The sequence below is a fragment of the Dyella sp. C9 genome (genome assembly GCF_003332825.1).
Classification (GTDB): domain Bacteria; phylum Pseudomonadota; class Gammaproteobacteria; order Xanthomonadales; family Rhodanobacteraceae; genus Dyella.
The window spans coordinates 1-18,808 of the sequence record NZ_QIRF01000014.1; the positions used below are offsets into that span (position 1 = coordinate 1).

Annotated in this window: 19 protein-coding genes; 13 read left to right on the forward strand and 6 right to left on the reverse strand. The window is 61.2% G+C overall.

From position 1 onward, the window contains the following. Positions 1-364 precede the first annotated feature (364 nt). Entirely contained in the window at positions 365-2,059 is a 1,695-nt protein-coding gene (locus DVU99_RS14760) for an AMP-binding protein (RefSeq protein WP_114240998.1), read from the reverse strand. Between the two features lie 731 nt (positions 2,060-2,790). On the opposite strand from DVU99_RS14760, the gene DVU99_RS14765 reads away from it, so the two are divergent. Next, positions 2,791-3,459, forward strand: a complete 669-nt coding sequence (locus tag DVU99_RS14765; protein ID WP_114240999.1) for an NAD(P)H-binding protein — start codon at positions 2,791-2,793, stop codon at positions 3,457-3,459. Positions 3,460-3,651: 192 nt separating this feature from the next. On the opposite strand, the gene DVU99_RS14770 is transcribed toward DVU99_RS14765, so the two are convergent. Together DVU99_RS14770 and DVU99_RS14775 are read right to left on the reverse strand one after the other, a co-directional pair. Continuing rightward, positions 3,652-4,257 carry a dihydrofolate reductase family protein gene (locus DVU99_RS14770; protein WP_114241000.1) on the reverse strand — a complete coding sequence of 202 codons (606 nt, stop codon included), beginning with the start codon at positions 4,255-4,257 and terminating at the stop codon, positions 3,652-3,654. Positions 4,258-4,555: 298 nt separating this feature from the next. After that, on the reverse strand, positions 4,556-5,464 hold the full coding sequence (locus tag DVU99_RS14775; RefSeq protein ID WP_114241001.1) for an amidohydrolase: 909 nt from the start codon (positions 5,462-5,464) through the stop codon (positions 4,556-4,558). 304 nt (positions 5,465-5,768) lie between these two features. Between DVU99_RS14775 and DVU99_RS14780 the strand changes: the two genes are divergently transcribed. From DVU99_RS14780 to DVU99_RS14825, 10 genes are all read left to right on the forward strand, one after another. Then, positions 5,769-6,197, forward strand: coding sequence for a VOC family protein (locus tag DVU99_RS14780; RefSeq protein ID WP_114241002.1), 429 nt, complete (start codon positions 5,769-5,771; stop codon positions 6,195-6,197). 397 nt (positions 6,198-6,594) lie between these two features. Further along, positions 6,595-7,140, forward strand: a complete 546-nt coding sequence (locus DVU99_RS14785) for a hypothetical protein (RefSeq protein ID WP_114241003.1) — start codon at positions 6,595-6,597, stop codon at positions 7,138-7,140. A gap of 1,011 nt (positions 7,141-8,151) precedes the next feature. Further along, complete coding sequence (locus tag DVU99_RS14795; RefSeq protein WP_114241005.1) at positions 8,152-8,475, forward strand: hypothetical protein; 324 nt, start codon at positions 8,152-8,154, stop codon at positions 8,473-8,475. Between the two features lie 74 nt (positions 8,476-8,549). Further along, complete coding sequence (locus tag DVU99_RS19795; protein WP_157971453.1) at positions 8,550-8,852, forward strand: hypothetical protein; 303 nt, start codon at positions 8,550-8,552, stop codon at positions 8,850-8,852. 134 nt (positions 8,853-8,986) lie between these two features. Next, a complete protein-coding gene (locus DVU99_RS14805) occupies positions 8,987-9,811 on the forward strand; it encodes a hypothetical protein (protein ID WP_157971454.1) in 825 nt (274 codons plus the stop codon). A gap of 368 nt (positions 9,812-10,179) precedes the next feature. Next, a complete protein-coding gene (locus DVU99_RS14810) occupies positions 10,180-10,614 on the forward strand; it encodes a hypothetical protein (protein ID WP_157971455.1) in 435 nt (144 codons plus the stop codon). A gap of 163 nt (positions 10,615-10,777) precedes the next feature. Continuing rightward, the gene (locus DVU99_RS14815) at positions 10,778-11,233 is read left to right on the forward strand and encodes a hypothetical protein (RefSeq protein ID WP_157971456.1); all 456 of its coding nucleotides are present in this window, start codon (positions 10,778-10,780) and stop codon (positions 11,231-11,233) included. 119 nt (positions 11,234-11,352) lie between these two features. Then, the gene (locus DVU99_RS19800; protein ID WP_157971457.1) at positions 11,353-11,661 is read left to right on the forward strand and encodes a hypothetical protein; all 309 of its coding nucleotides are present in this window, start codon (positions 11,353-11,355) and stop codon (positions 11,659-11,661) included. A gap of 196 nt (positions 11,662-11,857) precedes the next feature. Continuing rightward, complete coding sequence (gene pip / locus DVU99_RS14820; protein ID WP_114241010.1) at positions 11,858-12,811, forward strand: prolyl aminopeptidase; 954 nt, start codon at positions 11,858-11,860, stop codon at positions 12,809-12,811. A 178-nt stretch (positions 12,812-12,989) separates the two neighbouring features. After that, positions 12,990-13,334: a zinc ribbon domain-containing protein YjdM gene (locus tag DVU99_RS14825; RefSeq protein WP_114241093.1), complete on the forward strand. Its 345-nt coding sequence runs from the start codon at positions 12,990-12,992 to the stop codon at positions 13,332-13,334. A gap of 78 nt (positions 13,335-13,412) precedes the next feature. Here the strand turns inward: DVU99_RS14825 and DVU99_RS14830 are convergent, their stop codons facing one another. Both DVU99_RS14830 and DVU99_RS14835 read right to left on the reverse strand, forming a co-directional pair. Next, entirely contained in the window at positions 13,413-14,906 is a 1,494-nt protein-coding gene (locus DVU99_RS14830) for an amidohydrolase family protein (RefSeq protein WP_114241011.1), read from the reverse strand. Positions 14,907-15,176: 270 nt separating this feature from the next. Further along, positions 15,177-16,742 (reverse strand): FAD-dependent monooxygenase, encoded by a 1,566-nt coding sequence (locus DVU99_RS14835; protein WP_343126332.1) that lies wholly within the window; start codon positions 16,740-16,742, stop codon positions 15,177-15,179. Positions 16,743-16,810: 68 nt separating this feature from the next. On the opposite strand from DVU99_RS14835, the gene DVU99_RS14840 reads away from it, so the two are divergent. Together DVU99_RS14840 and DVU99_RS14845 are read left to right on the forward strand one after the other, a co-directional pair. Further along, the gene (locus DVU99_RS14840) at positions 16,811-17,449 is read left to right on the forward strand and encodes a TetR/AcrR family transcriptional regulator (RefSeq protein ID WP_114241013.1); all 639 of its coding nucleotides are present in this window, start codon (positions 16,811-16,813) and stop codon (positions 17,447-17,449) included. Positions 17,450-17,554: 105 nt separating this feature from the next. Next, positions 17,555-17,770, forward strand: coding sequence for a DUF3820 family protein (locus DVU99_RS14845; protein ID WP_114241094.1), 216 nt, complete (start codon positions 17,555-17,557; stop codon positions 17,768-17,770). A gap of 152 nt (positions 17,771-17,922) precedes the next feature. Here DVU99_RS14845 and rhtA read toward each other — a convergent pair whose 3' ends face one another. Next, entirely contained in the window at positions 17,923-18,804 is an 882-nt protein-coding gene (rhtA, locus tag DVU99_RS14850) for a threonine/homoserine exporter RhtA (RefSeq protein ID WP_114241014.1), read from the reverse strand. Positions 18,805-18,808: the final 4 nt, after the last annotated feature.

Genomic DNA, 18,808 nt, shown 5'->3' on the forward strand with positions numbered 1-18,808 from the left:
GACCACGCGTAAGATCGTCGGCAGCGTCAGATGGTTATAAGAGACAGCAACTGGCACCTACAAGTTTCATCGGTGCTTGGTTTTCGACCCCTTTGCACTTTGTCGAAGCGATTATCGCCCTGTGGCTGCTCTTTACCATCGCCTCATTGGTGTTGGCAAAGCTTGGACCTCCGATCTCACGAAAGCCTTAGGATTGGAAGCGCCCGCTTCCGGCCCCGAGCAGACCTACTGGTCATTTGGTCAAGGTTCGGGGTGGCCTAATGCTGTTCGCAGCCAAGCCGTGAAGGCCGCCGCCCAAGCGGGACTCCCGACCTTGCGCGCCGACGTCCGCTCGCGCCTCATCGGGGTTCCGGTCCGCGTGGGGCTACTCCTCCCAGATGACGCGCTGGCCAAGCGCTGCCCATTGCTCGGCGAGCGGCGTGTAGCGCCGCTCGATTTCGCTACGCCGGATCTTCAGGGTGGGCGTCAGCAGCGCGTTCTCGGTGGTCCAGTCGTCCTTGACCACTGCAAGGAACTGCAATCGTTCGTGCGCGGATGCGGCGGCATTGGCGCGTTCACGGAGCTCGTCGAATTCGCGGGCCAAGGTCGCGCGATCCAGGCGTCCCGCCGCCATGGCTTCGCGGGTTTCGGCCGAAGGCATCAGCAGGGCGAAGGGCATGACCAAGCCCGCGCCGGCCACGCACACGGCCTCGATTCGCGGGTGCGTGGAGAGCGCCTGCTCGATCGGTGCGGGCGTGACATATTCGCCCTTGAGCGTCTTGAAGGCATCCTTCACGCGGCCCGTGAGCCGCAGGAACCCATCCGCGTCGATCTCGCCACAGTCGCCGGTGCGGAAATAGCCATCGTTTGTCGTCTGTCGGGCGGTTAGCTCAGGGTCCTTGTAGTAACCCAGCATCTGCGTCGGGCTTTTCACCTCGATTTCGCCGGCAGCGCCGATGCGCGCCATGACGCCGGCTTGTGGTCGCCCGACGCTTCCATAGCGCTGGCGATCGGGCAGGTTGGTATGCGAGATGGCGAAGTTTTCCGTCATGCCATAGACATCGAGAAGTTCCAATCCAAGGTTGCGATACCAGCGCATGAGCGTTACCGGAAGCGGGGCGGAGGCCGTGAAGGCCACCCGCACCTGGTCAAGACCGAGTTCGCGCAGGATCTTCTGCTTGATGAGCATGCCAAGAAGGGGGAGTGGGAACAGCATCCGCTGTTTCGCAGGCGAGATCTTTTCATTGACGGACAGATGGAACTTCGTCCATAGCCGCGGCACGGAGAAGAACACTGTTGGCCGTGCACGCTTGAGGTCGTCGACGAAGGTGGTCAGCGAATCGGCAAAAAACACGCGATAGCCGAACGCCAGCGAAGCGACCTCTACCGAGGCGCGTTCCGCGGCGTGGGCGAGCGGAAGATAGGAGAAGCCACGTGCGGTGTTGCGCGTATCCCAATGGCCGCTGCGCAGCATCGCGAGATAGGCTGCGGCGATGCCGCCATGGGAAAGCACCACGCCTTTGGGCTGGCCGGTGGTGCCCGAGGTGTAGATGATGGTGACGGGTTCATCGTGACCTGGCGCGTGCACGTTCGCGAGTGGCGCGTGCCGTTTGATCACATCGTTCCATTGGGGGATGTCCTGGCGCGGCGACAGCGGTAGCGCCAGCAGTGGCAGGTCGGAAGGCAGGTGTTCGCGGATGTTCGTCCAGTTGTCGTTGATGCCGTCGAGCTTGCCGATCAACAGCAGCCGGGCCTCGCTATGCCTCAGCACGAACTGCACCGATTGTGCGCTGAACGCGGGGTACAGCGGCACGCTGACCATGCCGGCCATCATGATGGCCAGGTCCGCGATGATCCAATGCGCGCTGTTGCGACCGAGCAGCGCAATGCGGGTCCCCGCCGGCAATCCCTGCGAGATGAGATGGGCTGCCATGCGACGAGCCTGGTCACCAACCTCGCCCCAGGAGTAATGGACGACCGTCCCGTCGGGGTAGGGTTGCGTCAGGTAGATATCGTCGCGCTGCTCTTGCTCCCACTTGAGGAAGCGATCGAGGATGGTTTCAGCGGCTGGGTTCTCCATGGGTCACCGTCCCTTGGTTGTATGAAGAATCTTTTGCAACATGCTTTGTGTTATCGCGGAGAGCTCACCGCTCAAGCGGTGGACTTTCACCCTGGCCGCGCTCGCTGGATTGGTCCCATTCCAGCCGGCGGGCGTTGAAGCCGCACAAGCCCGTGTGAGCCAGGCCCTTGCGTCGAACGCAGGCCATGCGCAATCACTCACCGTGTTGTCATCCCCTGGTGCCACCCACCACTCTTCTGGACTGCGCGGATTGCGGCACCGCATTAGGCGACCACGGCTTGCGGCAGGCGTCTATTGACCGGATGGCCGAGGTTCCACGGTCGGCGTGCAACAGGCCGTGTCTGCTGCCTAGGAGGTAACTGTCCTAGTTATTGGATGCCTTGCATCTGCGGATAGCCCATGGAGGAGGACGGAGGTCATGGGATTCAACCGACTACTTTCGCGGGCATTTGCAGGCATCGCTTGCTGGAAGACCTCCACGCGGGAGGCGTTGTATTTGCACCGTTGCCCATGGGCACATGTCGGACATGCGATATACCAAGCAGGTAAACTGGCAACGCTGGGGCGTGGCGAGCAAGTCCGGGCGCAGGGTGCCGCGAAGGCATTGCGGGCTTGCAGGGCGTTATGGCCCATCGCTCCATGGGCGTCAGCGTTCACCCGCTGATTGACGTTGAGCGACCAGGCCGCCGTTCGTGAGGCTGGCCTGATCCAGAACTACTACGAGGCACGACATGGGCTTTCGCATCCTGATCGCAGGAGGTACCGGGCAAGTGGGGTCGGCCTTGGTCCGGGCGCTGCTGGCCTGCAACGCGTGCACGGAGATTGTGCTGGTGAATCGACGGACCGGCGCCCTCGTCGACGATGCGCGATTGCGCCAGGTGGTCATGGATACCGGCAGCGCCAGCTTTGCCGGTGACGTCGAGGCGCTCGCCCATGCATTGCGTGCGCAGGGCGATGCGCTCTATGCCGCCTCGTGCATTGGCATAGGCAAGGGCAGCCAGCAATGGAGCGTTGAGGACATGCGGAAGCTGGAGATCGGAGTGGTCGGCGCATTTGCACGGGGCTGCAAGGCGGCAGGCGTGGAAGTCTTTGGTCTGCTTTCAGCGGCCGGAAGCAGCGCCACCAGCCGCATCCGTTATGCGCGCATCATGGGCGAGAAAGAGGATGCCGTGCGCAGCGTCGGCTTCAGGCGCCTGGCCATTCTTCGCCCGGGCATCATTGCCGGCAATGTGCACACGCCAGGCTTTCTTGCCTTGGTGGGGCGCCTTGTTCCGGGGTCGTTCGGCACGATCGATCAGGACGACATCGGCCGGGCCTTTGTCGGCGAGTTTCTCCATGGGCAAGACGGCACGACGGTTCTGGAGAATGCCGCCATAAGGCGACGGTCGCGCGCGCTGTAGGGCGCAATAGCGGGGTAGGTCGGGGGGATGGAATCCGTCGCCGCCATGACGGCTGCGTCGGTGGTGCGGAGCAGGGCATCTCTGGCGCATCGGTGGTGCTTGCGGGAAAACGGTTGATGGTGGTCGCGCCTCCGGAGGCGGTGTCGTTGGTCTGCTTCATTCGCTCCCCAAGCCACGCCATCGTAGGCTTGGTCAGGTCGGCCGATAGATCTGGGCCAGCGCGCCGAGCGGGAAGGGCCTGGAGTCCACCAGCGTGAGTGGCCTTGGCCCGGGGAGATCACTGAAGATGGGCTCGCCTGTCCCCAACGCGATGGGATGAACCATCAAGACGTATTCATCGACCAGGTTCAGCGCGACGAGGCTGCGTGCGAACGACGCGCCACCCAGGGCGATGATCGGCTTGCCGTCCACAGCTTTCAGCCTGGCCATTTCAGGGGCGAGGTCGCCACTTGCCACCTGGGCCTGTGCCCAGCTTTCGGCGCCCGGTTGAAGCTGCCCGGCCTGGGCCTCGCTGAGCACCTTGGTGGCCGGCTCCAGGATGGCCTTCCCTTGTTTTGAAAAGACCGCCTTGGGAACCTGGTTCATGGGTGGCGCGAACGCCGTGGTGGCGGTGGGCCAAAAGGGCGCCATGGCCTGGAAGGAACGGCTGCCCATGACCAGCAGGCCGGCGTTCCGCAACTGGTCCACTTTCCACGCTATGGCCTCCCGGTCGCCGCTGAATATCCAGTTGACGTCGCCCTCGGGGCCGCTGACAAAACCGTCAAGCGAGATGGACATCAGCAAGATCAACTTTCGCATCGCTCTCTCCACGCGCAGGTTCGTCTCGGGATCGTCCTCGATCCATCGGCCCCGCCGCCTGGCTTTCACCCGACCGAAGGAATGCAGGTTGGCCGGGCGCGCTGCTGTTCCAGGGCCTCAGTATTGCGTCGAACGGATTGCGTCGAATTCGACACGTCTGCGGGGCTTTCGTCTTGGCCGGCTCCAGCGGTTCGTGGAGGATCGCCACTGTCCAACAGGCAGCCGCGCGGGCACCGGAAAAGCCTGGGCTGCCGAGCCCGCGCTGGTGTCGGGCAGCACGCTTGTTGGGCCGATGGCGTCAGGCGGGACGGAACCAACGATTCGCTACGCCGTAGAAGAGCTCGTCGATCTCGTCCGCCGAGCATCCCTCCGTGATTTGTTCATAGCGGCGATACAGTTCGCCAAATCCCGTCGAGAGTTTCGCGATTGGCAGATGGCTGCCCAGCATGCAGCGCGATGGGCCGAAGCACTCGATGGCCGTGCGGATCCATGGCTGTGCGTCGTCCCACGCCCATTGCATGCCAAACACGCATTCGAGCGCAGATATGTCCATGCATACGTTGCCGCAGCGGGCCACGCTTGTGATGTCGCATCGCCAGCGCTCGAAACCCGGCCATGTCGTATCGATGGGCCAGCCCATGACTGCAATCGTGAAGCCGATGTTCGGATATTGATGGATGACCTCGATCAGGTCGCCCAGCTGGCTGGAGAACACTTCCAGTCCACATTTGAACTGGTGACGCTCCAGCACGCGCAGCTTCCGTCGCCAGGCGGGGTCCCGCATGAGATCGGGCCGTTTCGCGAAACGCTTCAACGGGTGGCTGTCGTCCCAGACCAGGTGTTCCCGAACCGCCGTGACGTTTCGCAGGTCTGCGTACCGCTCAAGTGCGGCTTCCAGGGCGGGATCGAGAAAATCGACCTTTGCAACGAGGGCGTGACGCAAGCCGCCGGCATCCGCGCGTTGCTGTGCCCAGGCCGCCTCCCGCCACGGCTCGTCCGACAGGAATTCATGCCAAACAATGGCATCCACTGGATAGCCATGTGTATCGGCGAGGTAGTCATCCAGCAGGTATCGCCTGGGCAGGCTGTTGTAGTTGCCAACGAAGGCCTCATAACCGGGGTCGGTCTTTTCGAGGAAACGGTGGCGGTTCTGCTGGATGTCGTAGAGATGGACATGGGCGTCCACGATTCTGGCGGGTACTGGCATGAATGCCGCCCTCTTTTTTCCTGCCGAAAGCGTGCACCTTAACCCGCCTACGGTCGACGGGCCGCCAAGGGGCCCGGCTGAGACCGTTTCTGCTGGGGAATTGTCGGCTTTCGGTCAAAACGGCCACACTCGCCTACCATGGTGAAGAGCAGTATTGGGCTAACTACCACCCCCCCAAGACGTCCACCGACCGCACCTCGGATGTGGAAGTCCGTACGGTAGTTGATCGCGTCCGCTGAGGTCTGCTTCCGACGCGAAGCGAACCTTTTCCGTTTGCGCGCTTAAGTTACAAAAGGAAGAAAACATGATCGATCACGTCTATATCTCCGTTGCCGACATCGACAAGTCGCTGGCGTTCTACTCGGAAGCCCTCAAGCCGCTAGGCTGGAGCTTGTTTGGCAACTACGACTCTGCCTCGGGGCCCGAGAACGTCCCGGATCTCTATGGCATCGCTGATGCTGCGTATGTCAGCGGGAAGGCCGTCGGATCAAGCGTATGGCTACGGCAGCGCAAGCCCGGCGAGACCGGGCTCTACATAGGCATCGTGTGCGATAGCAATGAACTGGTCGACGCCGCGTATGCGGCAGCGATCAAGGCCGGTGGCACCAGCGAAGGCAAGCCAGCCGATCGTACCCACTTTGCCCGTGGCTACTACGCAGCCAACGTCGCCGACTTCGATGGCAATCGTATTGAGTTCGTGCACAAAGCGTGGAACCCGAAGCGGCATCCGTAGCCATCATGCACGAGCGGAGCACTTAGATCAGTCGTTGCACCGTTCGAACGGCAAGGACGCTATCGCCCCGGTTCCGCATCTGACTTGCGGCGGATATTCCGGGCGTGGCGCGGAATGGACGGCTACGGAACGCCTGGATAAGGCTTCGATGTACTGGCCAAGGATGCCATGTCGCTCCGACTGCTTAAGGAATACAAGGCATGGCAACGCGCGCGCCGGTCCGCCTCGCTCTGTGTTTGTTAAAGAACAAGAGGACATGGCAGGCAATGTGTATCAATGGTGTGACGCGTTGACACGCCCAATCACCGGCGGGACGATCGCCGGCGTTTGCCGCGTAAATAGGGTGATTTCGTTCTAACTGAAGCGACACGGCATTCATTAAACCCTGGAGGTTTACATGAACATCAATCGCAGCTTTCTAGCCGGAACCATTGCACTGCTCGGCATTGCCGCAGCGTTACATCCATCGAATCTCTTAGCCCAGACCAACGCTGACATTGCAAAGGATGCTTTTCAAACTACGGTTCAAATCAACTTAAACAACTTCAACTACACTGCAGTCACGATACCTAGCGGAAAGCGGTTGGTTGTCCAAAGCGTGAATATCGCGGGATTTGCAGCAACAACGGGCGCCTATGTGCAGCCCGTCATTGTTGTAGCTTCGGAGCTTGGCTCGAATGGCTACAATTACGACTATTTTGCCCCGCAACCATCCACGGATCCGACGGAATTTTATGGGGCCTATCCAACCACCATTTATGGGGATGCGTTGATGATAGGGCCGGCGTTTTCGGGCTACACGCCTAATTCCATGGCACTTGGCGTGGAGATCAGCGGGTATCTCGTCGATGTCCCCAAGACAGCTGCCTCGGCGATCGCCAGCCAGGCGGACCAGAGCCCTGACCTGAAGCAGCTTGGAAACCGCAGTGCCGCTACTCACTGAGTATTGAATATTCAACCAAGCGGCGCACTGTTGGCGGAAGGTGCAGCGAATCAGGCTTCGCTCCATGAAGAGCAGACGGGAACGCAGGGTGCCCCATGCACCCTGCTCGACGCTATCCGCCCCGGTAGTGGACAAATTTGAACACAGGGCTACTTGACCTTGTCCTCGTATCTACGCCACGCCAGTGCTGATCACGATCGAGCTGCGTGCTTATTCCCGTTATGCGTGAATATGCCGCTGTATGGTCTCCCCGATCGCGGGGTGGCGAAAATTCGCAGGGAGTTGGTACCGAGCTGCTCCAATCCGGCTGAAGGGCGTCGGGCAGAGGGCGGGATAACGGGCAAAGGAGGGGGCACTGGTCCGTGGAAACCCGCCACGGTGAAGAGCAGTATGGAGTGAACTGCTGCCAGCCCCGATCGCACCTTGGATGTGGACGTCCATTGGGGGATTCGCGTTCGCGATGGTCTTCTTCCGCCCCAGGGGGGACCTTACGTGTGATGATTTTTATAGTCCGGTTCCAGGGAGTGGTGCGTGCGATTCAAAAGGATTATGGCTTTTGCGCGCTTGCTGGTCGTCACGCTGCTCGCGGTAGAGGGAGGACTGTATGACCTACTGCGAACCAATCCCGATTCTTGGGTAATTCGTGGGCGTTGGCTGTCGAGCGTTTAGAGATGGCGCCAATCGTAGCCAGAGCTGTCGTTGTCTGCCTGATATCCATTGGGTTTATTTGGCCGATCCGACAGAATGTCCTGGTGCGAGGGATTCTCTACGTCATCATCTTCGAGTTCTTGCAAGCCATGCCTTTGTTGATTCCTGACCCCGGGATGGCAGGTCCGGCTGGATCCTCTCCTCGCGTTAACCTAGTCTTGATTCCTGCATACACGCTGGGCGTTTGGATTTTCCGTATCGCCGTGGGCAAGTCACGCTTGCGCTTGGCCAGGAGTTGAGTGCTCGCTTCCTGCCGGGGCGGACGGTTCAATTCTTGGATACCTCCTTGGCGGAAGGACACAGATGAATACTATTTTCCTGTTGGCGTCTTTCTTCATTGCGCAGGCGGCATCGAATTCTGGATCTGGCATGTCGGAGGCCCAAATAGTGGAGATCGCCCGTCAGGCGACGTTGCGCTATTGCCAGGACCACGAAGCGGTGTTCGGCGGCTATTACAAGACTCGATGTGAATTCATCGCTTCGCGCACTTCGGATGGATGGTTTGTGTCAGGACATCCTGTTTATGAGAACAGCCGCGGGCAGCAATCGATCGTCGAAGGTGGTGATGTAGTTCTTTATTACTCAATCACAGGCGAGCTCATCAGTCACGAAGGGGCACACTTTTAGGCCTGGCGCAACGTTCGCTTCCGATCCGCAGCGAACTTCACCAAGACAAGGACAGAAGGGCGATGGGTGCACGGATGAGCAGGATTGCAAGCAAAGAGAATCTATTGACCATGCTTGACGTATTGAGTCAACCCAAAAAGCATGGGCTCAATCAACAAGCTGCCGATCGCGCCCTGATCGATTTTTGCGCCCGTTGTCCCGATCCCGTCCTGGCGCGGTGGCTGCTTGTCGAATGCCTCGATCCCATGACGGACGAGGAGCTGGTGAGTCGCGCACTGGCCATGCCGGTTCGCCCATTGGCGGACGTTCCGATGACGGTCGTTCCAGCCGAACACCCTGTTAGAACCGTGCGTGGCTCGGCACAATCGTCTCAATGAAGGCGCGGTGCGAAGGTTGGCTTCGGACCCGGAGCAGGGACTCGCGAGGATCCGGAACGTTTCCATTCATTGATGATCGGACGTTCTGCCCATTGGGCGGCATCGCTAATTGATCGATTGCCATCGGAGGCTAAATGACCGCTCGATCGGGTGACTCCACGCGACATGCACTGGGTCTGGCCAATATAGGTTTTGTGGCTGCCTCATTTCTCTTGGCGTTGGTAGCTCATGCTCTCGCCTATTTAAGTCATGAGTATGCGCATAGTGTGATGGCCTGGAGCCTGGGGTGGATGGAGAGGCCCTTTGATATCGACTATGGACCGCCAAGCGTCTACAACTTTATCTTCCTTGGTGACGTTTCCGACAACGTCAGTTACGCACCCATCTTTGCTGCCGGACACGGCATCAGTGCGGCAGTGATCGCCTTTGCGGGCCCCTTTCTTGGAAACGGGCTCCTGTATTTCCTGCTGTACGCCGTGGTGCCCTGGCTCAGCGCCAGATCATCAGCAGTGCTGCCTTTCATCTATTGGCTGTCCCTGATGTGTGCGGCGAACGTCTGGAGCTATGTGCCTATCCGCGCGATCACCACGCACGCAGATATTGCCTTGATAGCCCAGGGCCTCGGCACTAGTTGCTGGGCTCTCTTTCCGGTCTTGATGCTTCTGTCTGGCTTTATCACCTGGCATTTCTTTGTGCGCATGTTTCCGAAGTTCCAAGGCGTGGTCGCAGCGAAGTCGTCTGCCGATGCCATTACGCTCATCGCGTTCACCGCCTTCTGGTACTTCTCATTCTTTGGTGGCGATGGGATCGGCGGTTCCTACGGCCTCGTTTCACAGCTGCTGTCGATCACGTCACGCTATTTTCTTTTCCCCCTTTGCGTGGCCTATCTTTCCGTCCGGTACCTTCCCTTGTTGACGGTTGGCAACAAGAAGGCGGGGAGTGCTGACGAGGTGCCTTGAGCGGTGGAGCGACGACATTGACTAGCGTTGGCGGGAAAATTGGATCGTCCGTTTCCGCCCCAAAGCGGACTGCGCAGAAGGCCCGCTTTTCGCACGCCACCGAAGACGATACGCGGGGCATTTCTGGCGGCGCGCAACTTGTGCGAGCCATTGTGCAATGGATTGAGATTTTGAGGGGGCATTGACAGCGCAAGGATGTGTCGCTAGAACTTGCCGCCAGCCGGGCGCAATGCACGGCACTAGGGAGGAATAGCCGTGCTGGATGCGGGGACGCCGTCTGTCGTGACGAATAGACCTGGCAATTTCGTCATCGCCATTAGATGCCTAAAGAGTTGGGTAGCTACCCACCCAAAGACGGGAGGCAATCGATGCGATCAGTATTTTCCAACGTGCTATTCATGCTGGTCATTGTTGGGTGGGCGGGATCTGCCGCGTCCAACGAGACTTACTGCGCATCAGGTCAGGTCAGTCTAATCAAGCTACGGGTCACGATCCAGCCCCAGCAACGTCAAGACTTCATAAGATTCTTGATGTCCGGCAAAGAGGCCTCGATTTTGGGTGCTGGCTACGTGGGCGGGGCGGAGTCGTCAGATTCGTTGAGCATAGGTTTTCTAGAAATACTTGATCAGACCGGGATGTCGACGGTCACCATTCGGGTCGACAATGAGAACTCATCGCCAGTGTTCGATTTTTCGTTCTCGAGCTGCAACAACCATCGTGCCTTGGAACCTTATCGGGATGCTGCTCGTAGGAAGGTTGGTCAGTTTGGCGTGGTGTCCGTGGTTGAGGTGACCTCGAAGTAAGCAGCGGTGCCGCTGTGCCATGGCGAGGCCGCCATGACAGAGTTCGAGTGCATAGGGCTAGCTGCGCCAGTCATTCAGGCATGAACTGGCCGATCGTAGTTCGAGATTTCGGTATTTATAGCGGAGCGCCTGTTTTGGCATGGCAACGTATGGGGAGGTTGGCATGCGGTTCGCGTCCTTTGGTTTTGGAGTCGGCCTTCTTCTGGCTGCTACGGCATCGCATTCGCTCGCGACGGATCATGCGGCCAATGGCAACGAGGCGACTATCTCGGTCTGCGAGTTGTTGAAAGACGGTGGGCCCGCAAAAGCAATCCGTATTCGCATCAAGGCACACTACATAACCGATCTTAGGCATGCCGCTTTTCTCGATGATCCCGGGTGCAAAGGGTTGGTCATCCAGGAAGACCCTCGAATGAGCGACTCAGTGGATCCGAGCGTTGCTCGCTTCGACGAAGCGACTCATGAGCACATGATTTCGCACCGGTTGGTCGAGTTTGACGTGGACATCGAGGGCATCTATACGCCAAGACATGCCGGCGAATTCTGGGGTAACGAAGCCAAGGGGCAACTGATGATTGAACGAGTCTGGTCGTTTCAACGCACTAGCTCAACTCCTTGAGTGATTCAAAGAGGCTTCGCTAGGTCCACTTCCAACCCGAAGCGGACGTGGTTCGGACGACTATGGTTCGGCCTTTGTTGGACTTAGGGGCTCTCATGTATCGACGGATATGGATTTCGATGGCACTGATCGTCGCGTCATCTGGTGCGCTTGCGGAAGGTTGCGTGTCCGGGGTGGTGGTCGTCGGCACAAGACATGGCGACAACTCCGCAATAGGCGAAGTTGTCTTCGTCAAGACTTACCCCAGCATCGAGGCCTGTAACGAATCGATGACTGCGGCCTCCAGGAATCCTTTGTCCTTCCCGGCTCCGGGCGGATCAGCCCCTTTCGCCAGCTTCACTTTTGTGTGCAAGTTGCCTCCGGATTGCGGTCCGCCGGATGTTGGGCAGGTCCAGCCAATGCACAAGGTGCTCATCTGGGCGAAATAGTGATTCTGGAAGCGTCCGCTTTCGATCAATCCTGGGCAGCTTGCTGGACGCTCGCCATGGTGCGAGCTGGATGTTGGGTGGCTTTGCGTGGATTTGTCCCCGCTGCCTCTGCGGGACGTGGCGAGGAGGAGGGTCACTACTTTCGCCGACCACTGGCCCGTGGGTATGCTCGCCTCATTGCCAAGGGAGCAAACCGGTGCGCGAGCTGTATCCCGAGATCGAGCCTTATCGCACATGGCGACTGGCCGTCGACGATATCCACGAGCTGTATGTGGAAGAGTGCGGCAATCCCCAGGGGTTGCCGGTGGTGTTTCTGCATGGCGGGCCGGGCGCGGGCTTGTCGCCGTTCCAGCGACGCTTTTTCGATCCCGCCCGTTATCGCGTCGTGCTGTTCGACCAGCGTGGCGCGGGCCGGTCCACGCCGCATGCGGACCTGCGAAACAACACGACGCGCCATCTGGTGGGGGACATCGAGGCGATCCGCGAGAAGCTGGGCATCGAGCGATGGGTCGTGTTCGGCGGCTCATGGGGTTCGACCCTGGCGCTCGCCTACGCGCAGGCGCACCCAGGGCGGGTCCTGGGATTGGTGCTGCGTGGCATTTTCCTCGCGCGGCAGGGCGAGTTGAGCTGGTTCAACCAGCTTGGTGGCGGCGCGTCCTGGATATTTCCGGAACGCTGGGCACGCTATCTCACGCACATTCCCGAGGACGAGCATCACGACCTGGTGGAAGCCTATTGGCGCCGCCTGGACAGCGACGACGAGGCCGTACGCCTGGCCGCGGCGATGGCATGGGGCAACTGGGAAGGTGGTAGCACTACCTTGATCCATGATCCCGACGAACCGGGCAACTTCAAGGATCCGAAGGTGGCCATCAGCGTGGCGCGCGCCGAGGTGCATTATTTCCGCCACGCCATGTTCCTGGAGCCGAACCAGCTGTTGCGCGGGCTGGCGCCCATCAGGCGCATCCCGGCCACCATCGTGCACGGCCGCTACGATATCATTTGCCCGGTAAAAACTGCCTGCGATCTCGCTGCCGCCTGGCCGGAAGCCAAGCTGCACATCGTGATGGCAGGCCACAGCGCCGCTGACCCGGCCATCGTCGATCAGTTGGTCCTGGCCACTGACGCGCTGGCCGACCGCTTTGCTTGATCAGGCGCCGTGCGCTTGTTGCACTGACAAGCGAGCTTGATCCGGGCCTCGGGTGCGGTGCGCGTTCCTGGCGGGGCGCAGCTTCGTGGCGATGGGCGTGGCGGGCTTCCGGATCGATGATGCGCCCGTGCATCCGGGCGTGACCCTCTCTTTGCTTTCGACAAGGTATTTTCCCGTGATGACGCCCGACCTTCCAGCTTGCCCGCAATGCGGCATGGAAAACACCTATCCCGATGGTGACAACTTCATTTGTCCCGACTGTGCTTACGAGTGGCCGCAGATCGCTGCCAAGGGGGAGGATTCCGAGCAGGTGGTGCGCGATGTCAACGGCAACGTGCTTCAAGGCGGCGATTCGGTGGTGGTGATCAAGGACCTGAAGGTCAAAGGCTCATCGATTCCGCTCAAGCAGGGCACCGTGATCCGGAATATCCGCCTGGTGGACGGTGATGCCGAGCACATCGAGGGGAATTCGGACAAGATCAAGGGCCTGGTACTCAAGGTCTGCTTCTTGAAGAAGGCGTGAGCGCCAATCCGGACGCAGGAGTGTGCCGCGCGGATTCGGACGTGTGACGAACTGTCGTGGAGGTGGCGCCCCGCCGGGCTAACGCAATCCGACCGTGCCGTTGGCCGCCTTGATCAGCTTGGCCGGGTCGTAGGCCACGCCATCCTTGAACACCAACTCGACGTTCTCGATATCGTTGATGTTTTTGTCGGGATTGCCGTTGACCAGCACCAGGTCAGCGGCCTTGCCCACTTCAATGGATCCAGTGGCTTTGTCTTCGCCCAGGAAACGTGCACCGTTGATGGTGGCGATCTGGATGGCCTGCAACGGGGTGAAGCCGGACTCTACCAGCAGTTCCACTTCACGTTGGTCGCCATAACCGGCGATGACCCCGCCATAGCCGGTCGGGTCCAGGCCGGCGAGCAGGGTGCCGCCCTGCTTGGCAAAGGCATGCTCGAAGTCCTCCTCCAGCTTGAATACCTTCGGCCATGGCGAATCGGTCGTCTTGTTGACGCGGTCGCGCTGCGCCAGGTACTCCACTTTTGCCTCCGGCAACATGGCATCCAGTATGCGTGGAACGATCGGTGCGCGGCCGGGTACCCATGTCTCAAAGATGGGCAGGGTCGAGGTGACGGCTACATGCTTCGATATCAGGTATTTGATGAGGTGCTGGATACGGGGATCATCGACGGTCATCGTCGCCAGGTTGGCTAGAACGAGTTGGCGATCCGGGCAGATGTCCGGCTGTTTGCCGGGTGTAAATTCGCTGTCTACGACTATTCCGTGCTCGAGATCGTCGATGCCAAGATCGGCCGCTTCGCTGAAGCCGACCGCGCACAAATGCCCGGTCACCTTGATGTTTCGTGCGTGGGCTGCCGCGATCGCCGCCGTGAGCTCGGCGCGGGTGATGTGCATGTACGCCTTGAACGAGGTCGCTCCTTCTCCAATCCAGTAGTTGACCGTAGCCGTGGCATCGGCGGCGTCCGCCAATTCGTGCATTTGGGGGAATACCGCGCCCTGACCCTCGAGGTACGGCCCCGTGGTGTGCATCTTGGGGCCCGGGATATACCCCGTATCGATGTCATGCTTCAGTTCCAGGTCCGTATATGGCTCTGTGCTGCCCGTGGTGCGGATCGTGGTGACGCCCGCCGCCAGGTAGAGCTTGGGAAAGCTCGAGGCCTGTTCGGGAAGGATGCTCGAGTAACTGGCCTGCGGGTTGACCTTGGGTGACGGATAAAACATGTGGTCGTGCATGCCAACCAGGCCCGGGATGAGCGTGCGTCCACTACCGTCGATGACGGTGGCCTCCATTGGCGGCTGCACAGCCGCATCGATCTTGACGATGCGGCCGTCACGCATGACGACCGTCTGGTTTTCCTTGGCGGGCAAGCCATTTCCGTCGATCACGCGGACGTGGGTAATGGCCAGCACGGGTTGTCGATATTTCACGAACTGCTGCGTGGTGGCTGATAGCTGCGGTGTCTGCGACCACAGGGTTGTGGCTGCACAGAAGCCGATGCAAGCAATGGCCAATCGCGTCTTCCAGCCGACTGACGGCAAGGTGGCCGCGATACGATGAGCTGCCATGCGCATGATCGATACCCCAGCAGTGAGACCGAAGCGTATCCGTCGGTTTGCCTCACGGACATAGACGCGCAAACGAGCCGGAACGATTCCTGGTGAGCGAATGACGCGGACATGGAACGCTCATTCGCCGCATCCGGAGGGTTGCTACGCCCGCAACAACCTTGGGGCTTATCGGAGCCAAACGGGTGACTTGCCGGAGCGGCACAGTCCTGGAGCCCCCGGAGAGCGGCTTTCACCCCACGGCAGCTACAAAAAATGACTACTGGGGCGTGAAAATTAGATGCACAGCGCGCCGGTCGCCTGGGCCGGTGCACCGAACCATGGTGTGGCCGCCCGGACAACGTCATCAGGCGATGCGCTGGCGTCGGCGGCCCAGGCCACCACGCCATCGGGCCGCACAAGCACGGCGCTCACGCCCAGCGTATCCCTGGCGCCGGTTGCAACGTAAGCGACTCGATCGCCCCATCGGCTCGCCAGTGGCTGTAGCGGTGCACGGTGGTCGAAGTCCAGCAACAGGCCGCGTCCTGTCCTGAGGCGCTCGCCGAGTCGGCTTCCATCGGCCAGCTCATAGTCAGGAGCGCTGCGCCCCACCAGCGGATGCTCGGCCTTGAGGTCGTAACGGAGGGACACGCCCCAAACCCGTTCGGCGAAGTACGTGGCACCGTCACGTGTATTGATGAGGTCGCGCATGATGGCCTCCAGTGCGCGGGAGCTCGGGCTGGGACGCATGAGCACCACCTGTGCACGGGACCAGTCGAGCACCTGCGCGCCGACCGGTTGTCGTTCGTTCCCGTAGGTATCGAGCAGGCCTTCCGGCGCGTCGCCACGGAGCGTGGCGGCCAGTTTCCATCCGAGGTTCATCGCGTCGCCGAGCCCAAGGTTGAGTCCCTGGCCGCCGAGCGGGGAGTGGATGTGCGCGGCGTCGCCGGCAAGCAGCACACGTCCATTGCGGTAAGGGGTCGCCTGGTAGGCGCGATCCGTCCAGGTCGTTGCAAGACGCATCGCCGTCACGGTGACACCGGTGCCGGATACCCTGCGCAACACCGCCTGTATGTGTTCGGGCGTGATGGGCTGCATGCGATGGAACGCACCGCCATCGAACTCGACCATCGCGACGGTTCCGGGTGGTGTGTAGGTGTACATGCCCGTGGGGGTGTAGTGCCGGCCGGGGCGAAGCAGGTCGGGGTCGGCGAGGTCGACTTCGACCGAATAACCGGTGAACTCGGGATCGGTACCGACGAAGGCGAAGCCACCCAGCTTGCGGACCGTGCTGCGGCCGCCATCGCAGCCGGCCAGCCACTGGCCGTGAAAGGTCTCACCCGCGGCGCGAACGGTGACGCCTTGCATGGTTTGCTCGAAATGCTCAACGGCGACGCCGCGGCGGATCTCGCATCCCATGGCGATGGCACGAGCGGCCAGGATGGTTTCGAGGGACTCCATGTCCACGGCCATGCTGGTGCCGGCGGGGCCGGACAGACGATAAGGCCAGTTCGAGGTGTCGATGTGGTCGTGGTAGAACTGGATGCCCGCGAAGTGTCCGCCGGGGCGGCGGGGCTGGTCGATCCAATGCGCCGCGCCCGAGGTGTGGCGGTTCGGGCTTGCCTTGGCAGGCTGCATGGTGGCGACCTCGTCCAGCAGTCCGCGTCGATGGAACGCTTCGAGGGTGGGGGCAGTAAGGCCACGCATGCCGAACGGGAGGCGCTTCAGCGGGTGGCGCGGGTCCCGGGCTTGTTCCAGTACGAGTACGGAGCAATGCGCGAGGCGAAGCTCACAGGCAAGAAACAGCCCCACGGGACCTGCTCCCGCGATGATGACGTCGTAAACCAAGTTAGTTCCCTCCACAGGGTGCCAGGCCTGCGAGGCGCCGGCCTGGTAAAAATATTACACTCAGTATAAGATTTGTCGGAAGGATGATCGTGAACGCTTCAAATCCACCTGGTCTTCGGGATCGCAAGAAGGCCGCGACAAGGCAGGCGATTTCGAACATCGCGACGCGTCTCTTTGTTGAGCGCGGCTTCGAAAACGTCTCGGTCGCCGAGATTGCGCGCGCGGCGGCGGTCGCCAGGAAAACGGTGTTCAACTACTTCCCGCGCAAGGAGGACCTGGTCTTCGACCGCGAGGAAGAAGTCCTGGAGCTGGTGCGGCAGGCACTGGCCCAGCGTGGCCGACAGGCGCCTGTGCACGCGTTCCAGGCGCTGGTGCGCGCGTTGGTGGAAAGCCAGCATCCGCTGCTCCGGATCACCGAGCGGCCCGTGCAGTTCTGGCGCGCAGTGGCGGAGAGTCCCGCGCTTACCACCAGGGCGCAGGAGCTGCAGGTGACGCTTGCCGATGATCTCGCTGGCATGCTGTCCGACGCGGTGGGCAGGCCGCGAACGGATCCCGCTGGACGACTTGCGGCGGCGATGCTGATGGGCACGCTGGTGGTCGCTTATGGCGAGGCGCTTGCGGCCTTTCGCGAGAATCGCAAGCCGATGAAGGCCCTGGTGGGTGTGCTGGAACGCGGTTTCACCGGCGTCAACGTCGCGCTTGCCGGGACACCGTATGTCTGATGGCGACGATCTGCGGAAACCCAGAATCAATCATGGAGTCAACACGGTGATGGTTCTGAATCAAGAGGTTTTGCCGCACGCGGATCGTTTGCGGTGGTGCGCGCCATGAAGCCAGAAGACTTGCAGCGACTGGTTACCATGACCATGCCCTATGGCAAGTACCAGGGGCGCCTCATCGCCGACCTGCCAGGGGCTTACCTCGCATGGTATGCCCGCAAGGGCTTTCCCCCTGGCGATCTCGGAAACCTGCTGGCGCTGGCGCTCGAGCTTGACCACAACGGACTGAAGCCGTTGCTCGACCCGCTGAGAAAACGTCGCTGAGGGGCCTCTGGCCGAGGGCACGCCTGGCGACTCCGCGAGAGCGGGCATCTGAGCTTCGTACGGTTACCAGCAAGCCGCTCCGTCTGTTCGCGGGGAGGCGGCGTGTGGCGGCGTTTCATCCGGGCATGGCAGGGGCGCGTGTTGGTTCGCGCTCAATGGGCTACGGGCTCCGCCACCGTCTTGCTCGCGCCCAGGGCTGTGCCGCCGGTTGCGACGATGATGGCGGCGATGGCGACCCACTGCTGGGTGCTCAGCTGTTCACTGAGGAAAGCCACGCCAGCCAGCGCAGCCACGGCCGGCTCCAGGCTCAACAGTACGCTGAAGGTACGCGCGGGTAGCTGGGTGAGGGCGATCATTTCCAGCGAGTACGGCAGCGCCGAGCTGAGCACCGCCACTCCCAGTCCCAGCGGAAGCAGGGACGGCGACAGCAGGGCCGTGCCGGCGTGGGCGATGCCGACGGGAACGGCGACCAGCGCTCCGATGACGATGCCCAGCGTGACCGCGTCCTTGCCATAGGCGATGCCAGCCTTCTGGCCGAACAGGATGTACAGCGCCCAGCCTACGCCGGCGGCGAGCGCGAAAGCCACGCCGACCGGATCGAGTGCATGGCTTTGCTCGCGTAGCGGTAGCAGGAGAAGCAGGCCCATCACCGCCAGCGCGATCCATACGAAATCCACCGCGCGCCGTGAATGGAACAAGGCGATGGCGAGCGGGCCGGTGAACTCCAGCGCCACGGCGATGCCGAGCGGAATCGTGCGCAGCGCCATGTAGAACACCAGGTTCATCACGCCCAGCGAAAGCCCGTAGCCCCACAATGCGCGCCAGTCCGCATTGGTGCGGGTGGAGCGCCATGGTCGTCGGGCCAGCACCATGATCAGTCCGCCGAGTCCGAGCCGGAACGCGGTGGCTCCTTGCGCACCCACCAGCGGAAACAGGCGCTTGGCCAGCGCTGCGCCGCACTGGTACGAGGTCATGGCGACCAGCAGGGCGGCGATGGCGAGCAGCAGAGGAGCAAGATGGGCACGCGGGGACATGTCC

What these genes read in the sequence shown, in the direction of transcription:
- DVU99_RS14770 (WP_114241000.1), bottom strand. Translation starts at nt 4,257, where the DNA reads ATGCGAAAGTTGATCTTGCTGATGTCCATCTCGCTTGACGGTTTTGTC.
- DVU99_RS14760 (WP_114240998.1), bottom strand. Translation starts at nt 2,059, where the DNA reads ATGGAGAACCCAGCCGCTGAAACCATCCTCGATCGCTTCCTCAAGTGG.
- DVU99_RS14775 (WP_114241001.1), bottom strand. Translation starts at nt 5,464, where the DNA reads ATGCCAGTACCCGCCAGAATCGTGGACGCCCATGTCCATCTCTACGAC.
- rhtA (WP_114241014.1), bottom strand. Translation starts at nt 18,804, where the DNA reads ATGTCCCCGCGTGCCCATCTTGCTCCTCTGCTGCTCGCCATCGCCGCC.
- DVU99_RS14795 (WP_114241005.1), top strand. Translation starts at nt 8,152, where the DNA reads ATGAATACTATTTTCCTGTTGGCGTCTTTCTTCATTGCGCAGGCGGCA.
- DVU99_RS14765 (WP_114240999.1), top strand. Translation starts at nt 2,791, where the DNA reads ATGGGCTTTCGCATCCTGATCGCAGGAGGTACCGGGCAAGTGGGGTCG.
- DVU99_RS14840 (WP_114241013.1), top strand. Translation starts at nt 16,811, where the DNA reads ATGATCGTGAACGCTTCAAATCCACCTGGTCTTCGGGATCGCAAGAAG.
- DVU99_RS14785 (WP_114241003.1), top strand. Translation starts at nt 6,595, where the DNA reads ATGAACATCAATCGCAGCTTTCTAGCCGGAACCATTGCACTGCTCGGC.
- DVU99_RS14830 (WP_114241011.1), bottom strand. Translation starts at nt 14,906, where the DNA reads ATGCGCATGGCAGCTCATCGTATCGCGGCCACCTTGCCGTCAGTCGGC.
- DVU99_RS19795 (WP_157971453.1), top strand. Translation starts at nt 8,550, where the DNA reads ATGAGCAGGATTGCAAGCAAAGAGAATCTATTGACCATGCTTGACGTA.
- DVU99_RS19800 (WP_157971457.1), top strand. Translation starts at nt 11,353, where the DNA reads ATGGCACTGATCGTCGCGTCATCTGGTGCGCTTGCGGAAGGTTGCGTG.
- DVU99_RS14780 (WP_114241002.1), top strand. Translation starts at nt 5,769, where the DNA reads ATGATCGATCACGTCTATATCTCCGTTGCCGACATCGACAAGTCGCTG.
- DVU99_RS14815 (WP_157971456.1), top strand. Translation starts at nt 10,778, where the DNA reads ATGCGGTTCGCGTCCTTTGGTTTTGGAGTCGGCCTTCTTCTGGCTGCT.
- DVU99_RS14810 (WP_157971455.1), top strand. Translation starts at nt 10,180, where the DNA reads ATGCGATCAGTATTTTCCAACGTGCTATTCATGCTGGTCATTGTTGGG.
- DVU99_RS14805 (WP_157971454.1), top strand. Translation starts at nt 8,987, where the DNA reads ATGACCGCTCGATCGGGTGACTCCACGCGACATGCACTGGGTCTGGCC.
- DVU99_RS14825 (WP_114241093.1), top strand. Translation starts at nt 12,990, where the DNA reads ATGACGCCCGACCTTCCAGCTTGCCCGCAATGCGGCATGGAAAACACC.
- DVU99_RS14845 (WP_114241094.1), top strand. Translation starts at nt 17,555, where the DNA reads ATGAAGCCAGAAGACTTGCAGCGACTGGTTACCATGACCATGCCCTAT.